General features: G+C 66.3%; 9 protein-coding genes. 5 read left to right on the plus strand and 4 right to left on the minus strand.

Features of this window, described 5'->3' with window-relative positions; genetic code table 11:
* Nucleotides 1-1599, plus strand: coding sequence for an SMP-30/gluconolactonase/LRE family protein (locus tag A0U87_RS11500; RefSeq protein ID WP_048939198.1), 1599 nt, complete (start codon nucleotides 1-3; stop codon nucleotides 1597-1599).
* Here the strand turns inward: A0U87_RS11500 and A0U87_RS11505 are convergent.
* Nucleotides 1585-2418, minus strand: a complete 834-nt coding sequence (locus tag A0U87_RS11505) for an IclR family transcriptional regulator (RefSeq protein ID WP_037521968.1) — start codon at nucleotides 2416-2418, stop codon at nucleotides 1585-1587. The two genes, A0U87_RS11500 and A0U87_RS11505, sit on opposite strands and share 15 nt — an antisense overlap.
* Nucleotides 2419-2576: 158 nt before the next feature.
* Here A0U87_RS11505 and A0U87_RS11510 point away from each other — a divergent pair, with 158 nt between their 5' ends.
* The 4 genes from A0U87_RS11510 to A0U87_RS11525 all read left to right on the plus strand — a co-directional run bounded on the left by A0U87_RS11510 (nucleotide 2577) and on the right by A0U87_RS11525 (nucleotide 7610).
* Nucleotides 2577-4157, plus strand: coding sequence for an AMP-binding protein (locus tag A0U87_RS11510; RefSeq protein ID WP_048939216.1), 1581 nt, complete (start codon nucleotides 2577-2579; stop codon nucleotides 4155-4157).
* 16 nt (nucleotides 4158-4173) lie between these two features.
* Nucleotides 4174-5322, plus strand: coding sequence for a MaoC family dehydratase N-terminal domain-containing protein (locus A0U87_RS11515; RefSeq protein WP_048939197.1), 1149 nt, complete (start codon nucleotides 4174-4176; stop codon nucleotides 5320-5322).
* 69 nt (nucleotides 5323-5391) lie between these two features.
* Nucleotides 5392-6609, plus strand: coding sequence for a CoA transferase (locus tag A0U87_RS11520; RefSeq protein ID WP_234415704.1), 1218 nt, complete (start codon nucleotides 5392-5394; stop codon nucleotides 6607-6609).
* Between the two features lie 83 nt (nucleotides 6610-6692).
* Complete coding sequence (locus A0U87_RS11525) at nucleotides 6693-7610, plus strand: SDR family NAD(P)-dependent oxidoreductase (protein ID WP_048939195.1); 918 nt, start codon at nucleotides 6693-6695, stop codon at nucleotides 7608-7610.
* A gap of 4 nt (nucleotides 7611-7614) precedes the next feature.
* On the opposite strand, the gene A0U87_RS11530 is transcribed toward A0U87_RS11525, so the two are convergent.
* The 3 genes from A0U87_RS11530 to A0U87_RS11540 all read right to left on the minus strand — a co-directional run.
* A complete protein-coding gene (locus tag A0U87_RS11530; protein ID WP_048939194.1) occupies nucleotides 7615-8022 on the minus strand; it encodes a nuclear transport factor 2 family protein in 408 nt (135 codons plus the stop codon).
* 4 nt (nucleotides 8023-8026) lie between these two features.
* Nucleotides 8027-9190, minus strand: a complete 1164-nt coding sequence (locus A0U87_RS11535) for a sulfotransferase (RefSeq protein ID WP_048939193.1) — start codon at nucleotides 9188-9190, stop codon at nucleotides 8027-8029.
* A 21-nt stretch (nucleotides 9191-9211) separates the two neighbouring features.
* Nucleotides 9212-9646, minus strand: a 435-nt coding sequence (locus A0U87_RS11540; protein WP_276609695.1) for an inositol monophosphatase family protein, incomplete at its 5' end; no start/stop codon positions are given.

A 9646-nucleotide genomic window follows, 5' to 3' on the forward strand; every position in this document is an offset into this window, starting at 1 on the left:
ATGGCGGTCCAGTCCGGGCGCTATGGCGCCGCCAGTGCTGCGATCGCTGCCGAGGGCTGGTCCCTCGCGCGATTGACCCCGCCCAGTCGCCTGCACGGCGCCAATGGTCTGGCCACCGGACCGGACGGGCGCCTCTATGTCGCGCAGGTCGGTGGCAGCCAGGTCAGCGCGATCGATGTCGACAGCGGCGCGATCGAGACGATCAGCGCGATGGGCGGCGCCATCGTCGCCCCCGACGATCTGGTGTTCGATGATGCCGGCAACCTCTATCTGACCGAGATTACCGAGGGCCGGGTCGCGATGCGCACGCCATCGGGCGACGTGCGGGTGGTGCGCGGCGACATTCCGGTCGCCAACCCGATCACCTGGCATCAGGGCCGGCTGATCGCGGGCGAATGCCGGATCGGCGCGCGGATCATGGAACTGGATCTGGATGGCGGCGAACCGCGCGTCATCCTCGACAATGTGCCGATGGCGAACGCCTTTCAGGTAGGCCCGGACGGCAAGCTCTATTTTCCCGTGATGGGCGCCAACGAGATATGGCGGGTGGACCTGAATGGCGGCGCACCCGAGGTGGTGGCCGGCGATCTGGGCGTGCCGGATTCGGTGAAGTTCGACAGCAAGGGGCGGATCGTCACGACGCAGGTGGCCAGCGGCCAGGTGCTGCGGCTCGACCTGGTGAGCGGCACGCGCGAAGTGCTGGCCGATCTTGGCCCCGGCCTCGACAATGTCAGCTTCATCGGCGACCGCATCTTCGTGTCGAGCATTCCGGGCGAAATCACCGAATTGCTGGGCGACGGCAAGGTGCGATCGGTGGTGCCGCGCGCACTGCAATGGCCGCTGGGCCTGGCCATGGGTGCGGACGGCGCGCTGTTCGTCGCCGACGGCACCTTCGGTTACACGCTGCAACCCGGCGAGGCACTGACCCTGGCCGGCATGATCTTCTACCCCGGCTGTCCCGGCTATATGCGCGGTGTCGCGGCGGGCGCGCAGGCGGGCGAATGGATCATCAGCACCGGGCTTGGCGCGGTGGCGCGCTATCGGCCGGGGCAGGGGGAAAGCGATTTCCTCGCCACCGGCCTCGACCAGTTGATGGGTGTGGCGGTCGCGCCGGGCGGGGCGGTGGCCGTCGCCGAATATGGCACCGGCCGGCTGCTCTCGATCGAGAATGGCGCGGTCAGCGAACTGGCCACCGGCCTCGATAAGCCGATGGGCGTGGCGCTGGCGCTGGATGGGACAGCCTATGTCGCCGAGGGCGGGGCGGGGCGCGTGCTGCGCATCGCGGGCGGCCGCAGCGAGACAATCATCGACGGGCTCGGCCGGCCGGAAGGGCTGACGATCCATGATGGGAAGCTGTTCGTCGTCGATACGCGGGCCAAGACATTGGTCGCCACCGACCTGTCGGGCGGCGCGCGCGCGACGATCGCCAGCGCCCTGCCGGTGGGGGCGCCGGCTGGCGTCACACCCAAATTCCTGGGGTCGATCGGTGACATGGCCGGGCCGATGATCAATTTCGCCGATGTGACGGCGGGACCGGACGGCACGCTCTATGTGTCGGGCGACGCTGAAGGCAGCGTGCTGGCGTTACGCCGCCGGTAAGGGACGGTCGCCGCTGAGCTGCTCGCTGAGCGCGTCCGCCGCCTCGACCAGCGCCTGTTGCAATGCGCCCAGCCCCTCGCGCTGCAGCGCGGCGCCGATGCCGATCGCCACCAGCGCATGGACCGGGCGGCCCGCGCCCTTCCACACCGGCGCGGAGACGACGGTGACGCCAGCAATATATTGGCCCTCGTCCACCGCGAAGCCCTGCGCGCGGGTCTGGCGCAATTGCTCCATCCAGTCGGCGAAGGGCGGCGGATCGTCCCAGCGCAATGTGTCGAACCGCGCCTTCAGTTCCTTCTCGCCATAATCGCCAAAGGCGGCGATGCAGCGGCCGGTGGCGCTGATGAGGGCAGGAAAGCGGCTGCCGACTTGGGCGCTCAACTGAAAGCCGCTGCCCGACTGCGCCATGGCGACGACGATCATATGATCGAGGCCCACCGCCTGCACCCCCAGCATGGTGAGGCCGAAGCGCTGGGCCAGCCGATCCAGCACCGGCTGGGCAAGGTCGTTGAAGGCGTCGCGGCGCAGCCAGTTGCGCGCCAGCGTCAGCACGCCGGCCTGCAGCGCATAGCGTTTGGTGTCGGGATCGAAGGCGACCAGTTCCTCCTCCACCAGCGCGCGCAGCACATAGAGGCAGGTGCTGGGCACCAGCCCCAGTTCCTTGGCGATCGCCTGTACGCCGAGCGGCCGGTCGCTCTTGCCCAGCAGGCGCAGGATCGCGGCGGCACGGGCGATGGCGGGCGCCTTGCTCTCCTGCACGGCCTTGGCGACCTTGCGGACGGTGGAGGGCGGGCGGGGCGTGGTGCGGCTGTCGGTCATGGCGTCATCCTATCGCGACGCCGATGGCCCGTCATTCGAAATATAGAACATCATTCACCATTTACAACAAATGAGTCGCTGTGACATCGCTTGTTGCAAGCAGCGACGGGCTTCCGACCCGTTCGCCCGGTTGAATACCGGACCGATGGGATGGGATGATGGCGAAGCTAACCGACTATCGCAGCTATGCCGATGCACAGGCGCATGCGACCTCAGCGGCGCTGTGGGATCTGTTCGACGGCGACCGCGAAGACCTGAACATTGCCCATGAATGCATCACCCGCCATGCCGACGGATCGGGCCGCGCCGCCGTGCGCATCGCCCATGCCGCCAATGGTGATGATGGCGGCCGCGACGAGATATTGAGCTTCGACGCGATCGCGGCAGGCGCTGCGCGCTTCGCCCATTGGCTGGACGCTGAGGGCATTCAGCCGGGCGAACGCATCGCCTTCATGCTGGAGCCTTCGCTGCCCTTCTATGTCTGCCTGTTCGGGGCGATGCAGACCGGCGCGATCTCGGTGCCGCTCTTCACCCTGTTCGGCCCGGATGCGCTGCGGCTGCGGGTGGATGATTGCAAGCCGACCATCCTCATCACCAATGCGGAAAAGGCGGAACTGGCGCGCAGCATGGACGGCCCGCGCGTGATCGTCGCCGACGACGCATTGCTGGCCGACCTTGCCCGCTTCCCGGCGAGCTACAGCCCGAAGACCAAGGCCAATGACCTGGCCGTCTTCCAATATACATCGGGCACCACGCGCGAACTGCCGGAGGCGGTCAAGCACAGCCACCGCGCGCTGGTGACCTTGATGTTCGCCGCCCTCTACGGCACCGGCATCCGGCCGGGCGACGAATTTTTCTGCCCCTCCTCGCCGGCCTGGGGTCATGGCCTGTGGCATGGCACGCTGGCGCCGCTGGGGCTGGGCGTGACCACCGGCACCTTTGCCGGCCGCTTCGATCCGGTACGGCTGATGCAGGCGCTGGATGCCTATGGCATCACCAACATGTCGGCCGCCGCGACCCATTATCGCATGATGAAGAATAGCGGCCGGGCCGCCGACTTCGCCTTCCATTTCGATAAGCTGTCCTACACCGGCGAGCCGATCGACCCGGCGACGCTGGAGTTCATCGACGCCCATTTCAAGGTGCCGGCCTGTTCCATGTACGGCACGACCGAGATTGGCGTGGTGCTGGTCAATTATCCCGGTGCGCAGGATTTCAAGGTGAAGCCGGGTTCGCTGGGCAAGGCGGTGCCGGGCCAGAAGCTGGAAGTGCAGCGCCCCGATGGCAGCGCCTGCGACCCCGGCGAGATTGGCGAACTGATGCTGTGGCGGCGCGACCGGTGGGAAACCACCAAGGACCGGGCGAAGATCGACGCCGACGGCTATTTTTACCATTGCGGCCGCGCCGACGACGTCATCATCTCGGCCGGCTGGACGATGAGCGCGGTCGAGATCGAGAATACGCTGCTCAAGCATGAGGCGGTGCTGGAATGCGCGGTGATCGGCGTGCCCGACGACAAGCGCGGCCAGGTGGTGAAGGCCTTCATCATCCTCAATCGCGACGGCAGCGACGCGCTGGTCCGCGAATTGCAGGACTTCACCCGCGAAAAGCTCGCCCAGCATGAATTCCCCCGCATCGTGGAATTCGTGACCGACCTGCCCAAGACGCCGGCCGGCAAGGTCCACCGCAAGATTTTGAGAGATCGTGAGGCCGCCAAGGCGGTCGAACTCGCCAACTGAAGTCAGGAGAAGAGAGATGGCAACATTGGCCGAAGCGCCCGTGAACAAATTCCCCAAGATCACCGAGGAGGGGCTGGACGACCTGCGCAAGCGCATTGGCGTCAAGATCGAGAATACGGTCGAACCGTGGAATTACGAAGCCACGCGCGACGCGATCCGCCATTATGCCCATGGTATCGGTGACGATAATCCGCTGTGGTGCGATCCGGCCTATGCCGAAAAGACCAAGCATGGTTCGCTGGTCGCGCTGCCCAGCTTCCTGTTCACCACCAGCCGTATCATCTCGGGCTATTGCGGTGGCCTGTCGGGCGTCCATGCGATGTGGGCGGGCGCCGACTGGACCTGGCACAAGCCGGTGCTGCGCAACGACACCATCCGCACCGAGGCCTATTTGAAGGATCTGATCGAACATCAGACCAAGTTCGCCGGTCGCAGCTTCCAGCAGATCTATCATGTCGATTTCTTCAACCAGTCGGGCGACAAGGTCGCCGAAGGCGACAGCTGGGTGTTCCGCACCGATCGCGACGAAGCGCGCGAGCGTGGCACCAAATATACCGAAGCCCGCGGCCGGGTGGAGCCCTTCACCGACGAACAGCTGGCCGAGATGTACAAGCTGTACGAGAAAGAAGAAATTCGCGGCGCCACGCCCCGTTATTGGGAAGATGTGCAGGTCGGCGACGAGCTGCCGCGCATGATGAAGGGGCCGATGACCGTCACCGGCTTCATCTGCTACGCGCAGGGCTGGGGCGGCCTCTATATCCGCGCCAACAAGCTGGCGTGGAAGATGCAGCAGAAGCATCCCGGCACCGGCATCAAGAACCGCTTCAACGTGCCCGACTGCCCGGAACGCGTCCATTGGGACGAGGCGTTCGCGCTCGAAGTCGGCGCGCCGGGCGCCTATGACTATGGTCCGGAACGCTGCAGCTGGCTGACCCATCAGGTTACCAACTGGATCGGCGACGACGGCTTCCTGCACAAGAGCAAGTGCCAGATCCGCCGCCACAATCCCGATGGCGACGTGATCTTCATCGACGGCAGCGTGATCCGCAAGTTCGAGGAGAACGGCAAGAAATATGTCGAGATCCAGCAGCGCGCGGAAACCCATCGCGGCGAAGTCTCGGCCTTCGGCACCTCGATTGCCGAACTGCCCAGCCGCCCGGCCTGATCCGGGCGCTGCGGGCCGTTCCTTCCCCCCTGGGGAGGATTTGGGATGGGACGGCCCACCGAAAGAGGCATGATGGACAGCCACGAAAAGAGTGAATGGGCAGGGCCGCTGGCCGGGGTGCGGGTGCTGGATTTCACTCGCGTCCTGGCCGGCCCCTCGGCTGCATTGGCGCTCGCGGATCTGGGCGCGGAGGTGATCAAGGTGGAGCCGCCGGGCAGCGGCGATGATACCCGCAGCTTTCCGCCGCTGCGTGAAGGCGAGAGCCATTATTTCCTCAGCGTCAATCGCGGCAAGAAGAGCATCGTGCTCGACCTCAAGGCCCCCGAGGGGCTGGCGATTGCCCGCGATCTGGCGGCGAAGTCCGACATCGTCATCGAAAATTACCGGCCCGGCGTGATGGACCGGCTGGGCCTTGGCTATGAGGCGCTGTCGGCGCTCAACCCAGGCCTCATCTATTGCGCCATTTCCGGCTTCGGCATGACCGGACCGCTCAAGGACCGGCCGTCCTTCGACATCGTGCTCCAGGCCATGTCCGGCGCGCTCAGCGTCAATGGTGAGCCGGGCGGGCTGCCGACCAAGCTCGGCATGCCGCTGGGCGATCTGGTCGGCGGCATCAACGGGCCGATCGCGATCCTCGCCGCCCTGCACGAACGCCATGCGACCGGGCGCGGCCGGCTGATCGACATCAGCCTGATGGACGGGATGATCGGCCTGCTCGGCTATCTGGCACAATTGAGCTTCTTCACCGGGCAGGATCCGGTGCCGCAGGGATCGCAACATCCCAATCTGGTCCCCTATGGCGTCTTCCCGGCCAGCGACGGGTCGATCGTCATCGCCTGCCTCACCAATCATTTCTGGGGCAAAATCTGCGCCGCGCTGGGGCTGGACGCGCTGGCCGACGATCCGCGCTACGACATGCTCGACAAGAGGCGCGAGCGGCGGGGGGAGGTGAACGCCCTGCTGTCGGCGGTGACCCAGACCCGCACCGTGGCCGACCTTGCCGATCTGTTCGCCGCGCATCAGGTGCCCCATGCGCCGATCCTGACCATCAGTGAGGCGCTGGCTCAGCCGCAGACGCTGGCCCGCAACATGGTGGTGGAGACCGAGCATAAGAGTTTGGGCACGATCCCGATCATCAACCGTCCCTTCCGCTTCCCCGGCGCCGAGCAGCCGGTGCCGAGCGCCCCGCCGGTTCTGGGCGAGCATAGCGACGCGGTGCTGGCAGACTTGCTGGGGATGGACGCGGGCACCATCGCCCGACTGCGGGACGCCGGCATCGTCGCCTGAGCGATCATTTCCCCGCCCGCTTGGGGCGACGGCACCGCCCCCGCTAAGCTCCCCGCCAATCATCATCCGGGAGAGAGACTATCATGCTGCGATTTGACGACCGCGTCGCCCTGATCACCGGCGCCGGGCGTGGCCTTGGCCGGGCTTATGCGCTGCTGCTGGCGGCGCGCGGCGCGAAGGTGGTGGTCAATGATCCCGGCGTCAGCATGCAGGGCGAAGGGACCGATGCCGGCCCGGCCCAGTCGGTGGTGGACGAAATCCGCGCCGCCGGGGGCCAGGCGATCGCCTCGACCGACAGCGTCGCCACGCCTGAAGGCGGGCAGGCGATGATCGACCTCGCCCGCGACCATTTCGGCAGCATCGACATCCTCATCCACAATGCCGGCATCGTCCGGCGCGGCGGCCTAGCGGAACTCAGCTATGCCGATTTCGAGACGGTACTCGACGTTCATTTGCGCGGCGCCTTCCATGTCGTGCGCGCCGCCTTCCCACATATGTGCGCGGCGAACTATGGCCGCATCGTCCTGACCGGATCGATCAACGGCCTTTATGGCAATGCCGGCGTGGTCAATTACAGCGTCGCCAAGGCGGGGATGATCGGCCTGGCCAATGTCGCCGCGATCGAAGGCGCGGCCCATGGCGTGAAGAGCAACATCATCCTGCCCGGCGCCGTCACCCGCATGGCTGAAGGGCTCGACACCAGCGCCTATCCGCCGATGGACCCGGAACTGGTCGCGCCCGCCGTCGGCTATCTCGCGCATCAGGATTGCGCGGTCAGCGGTGAGATGCTGATCGCCATGGCCGGGCGCGTCGCGCGGGCCTACACGATGGAAACGGTCGGCGTGTTCCAGCCCGACTGGACGATCGAGCAGATCGCCGATCGGCTGGAGGGGATACGCGACACGCAGGACGCGTTGCTCTTCCCACCGGTCCCGACCGGCCATCTCGACCATCTGCGCTACAGCTTCGCGATGGCCAGCGAGGGCATGAAACAGGGCTGATCGCTCAGCCCTGTTTGGCCGCCATCATCGCCTGGATCAGCGGCTTGATCTGGGCTTCCACCGGCGCCGGGTTGAAATGCTCGGCGACCGACGCGATCCGGCCGTCGCGGATGCGCAGCAGGAAGACATAGCGATTGGCGAAGGGCTCGCCATTCACCAGTGTGCCCGCCGACCGCACCTCGGCCGCGACCCGGTCCGCTTCCGCCGTCAGCGAATCGACGGTGAAGCTCAGCCCGCCCTGGAACAGCGACCCCAGCATCGCCACGCCGCGCTGATAGGATGCGCGCGGTGCATCGACGCCCGATGTCGTCGTCCAGGCGGTCATGTCGTCGGTCAGCAATTCGTCCGGCAGTGCCGCCGCCGACAGGGCGGCGAAGAAGCGGCGGGCGAGATCATGATGTGTCTGCGCCATCGGATCAGGCCTTCACGGGAATCGAGAAGCGGTCGGTATAGGCCTTGAAATGGGCGTGAATCTGCGCCCGATCGAGGCCATAATCGGCCAGGTCATAGCTGTGCTTGCCATGCTTGCCCTGTGGATTGGCGGCCAGCATCGCGCTCATGCCGGCCTGCGCTTCCGCCGTGAACGGTTCGTCGAACCGGGCATAGAGCTTGCGCATCTCGCCGATCGGGTCGCGCAGCTGGTCGTCATACTGGATGTCGTGGATCGCATCCTGGCCATGCTTGGCGCGATAGGCCAGCATCCGCTCGATCATCAGGTCGAAGGTGCGCAGCTGCGAGCGGCCGACCTCGACCGGGTCGACATCGGCGCTGAACATCTTGCGCACCTGATAGACGAGGGAGCAGGCCGAGCCGACGACATCGGCCGGATCGCGATGGGTCATCACCAGCTGGGCGTCGGGATAGACGCTGGTCAGGTCGTCCAGGAACAGCGGATGCCAGGGATTCTTCAGCGTCCAGCGGCCGCCATTTTCCGCCTGCAGCAATTGCAGCAGCCGCTTGTGATAGCGGAAGGCGGGCAGGTAGCTCGTGGCGAACAGCCATTTCTGATAGCTCGGGATGTGCAGGACCGAGTCATAATATTGGGCGCAGAAGGACGGTGCCATGGCGAACTGGCACTCGGTCGGGCTGTCGGCATCCTCATGATGGATGGCCGAGATATGCGGCGCATATTTGAGCGACATGTCGAGCCGCGCCTGTTCCGCGACATAGCGCGGATCGCTGCTGAGCGTGCCGGCGGCGGCGGGCGGCGCCGAATTGAACGCTTCCCAGCGCAGGAAGGACCGGCGGGCCGGATCTGCGTTCAGCAGGTTGATGGTCAAGGTTGTGCCGGTGCGCGGCAGGCCGAAGACGAACATCGGCTTCTCGATCGGGGCGTCGAGCAGGTCTGGATGGCGGGCGAGCCAGTCCTCGACCTGCAGCCGGTTGGCGAGCGTCGCGGTCAGCTGCTGCGCCCAGCGGCCCTGCGCCGCCTCGGTGAGGTTGGCCTCGCGGTTGATCGCATCGACCAGCACGTCCAGACCTTCCAATATGGCGTCGTCGCCCAGATCGGTGAGGCCGGTCTGTGCGCGCGCGGCGGCGACCAGGGCGTCGGCGTCGAGGCCGATGGTGTCGGTGGTCATGATCCTCTTCCCTTCTGTTCTTCAGGCGGCCTGCGCCGCGATCTCGGCCAAGGCCTCCAGCACCGCATCAGCATGTTCATGCCGACAGATGAGGAGGTCGGGCATGTAGGTGTCTTCTTGGTTGTAGATGAGCGGCGATCCGTCGATTCGGGATGCGTGGAGGCCGTGAGCGAGTGCGACGGCGGCGGGCGCGCAGCTGTCCCATTCATATTGGCCGCCGGCATGGAGATAGATGTCGGCCTGGCCCAGGATGACCGCCATGGCCTTGGCGCCGGCGCTGCCCATGGGCACCAGTTCGGCGCCGAGCGCCTCTGCGACCGCGACCGCCTGGGGGGCGGGGCGGGTGCGGGAGACGACCATGCGCAGTTTCTCGGGCGCCGGCGGGATTGCGCGCGGCTGGTCGGTGCGCAGGACGATGCCCTGCTCATGGCCCGGCAGCGCGACCGCACCGATGGT

Source organism: Sphingobium sp. MP9-4 (assembly GCF_005281675.1).
In the GTDB taxonomy this organism is placed as follows: Bacteria; Pseudomonadota; Alphaproteobacteria; order Sphingomonadales; family Sphingomonadaceae; genus Sphingobium; species Sphingobium yanoikuyae.

Coding starts and splice junctions, on each gene's coding strand:
- A0U87_RS11500 (WP_048939198.1), top strand. CDS start 1: ATGGCGGTCCAGTCCGGGCGCTATGGCGCCGCCAGTGCTGCGATCGCT.
- A0U87_RS11505 (WP_037521968.1), bottom strand. CDS start 2,418: ATGACCGACAGCCGCACCACGCCCCGCCCGCCCTCCACCGTCCGCAAG.
- A0U87_RS11510 (WP_048939216.1), top strand. CDS start 2,577: ATGGCGAAGCTAACCGACTATCGCAGCTATGCCGATGCACAGGCGCAT.
- A0U87_RS11515 (WP_048939197.1), top strand. CDS start 4,174: ATGGCAACATTGGCCGAAGCGCCCGTGAACAAATTCCCCAAGATCACC.
- A0U87_RS11520 (WP_234415704.1), top strand. CDS start 5,392: ATGATGGACAGCCACGAAAAGAGTGAATGGGCAGGGCCGCTGGCCGGG.
- A0U87_RS11525 (WP_048939195.1), top strand. CDS start 6,693: ATGCTGCGATTTGACGACCGCGTCGCCCTGATCACCGGCGCCGGGCGT.
- A0U87_RS11530 (WP_048939194.1), bottom strand. CDS start 8,022: ATGGCGCAGACACATCATGATCTCGCCCGCCGCTTCTTCGCCGCCCTG.
- A0U87_RS11535 (WP_048939193.1), bottom strand. CDS start 9,190: ATGACCACCGACACCATCGGCCTCGACGCCGACGCCCTGGTCGCCGCC.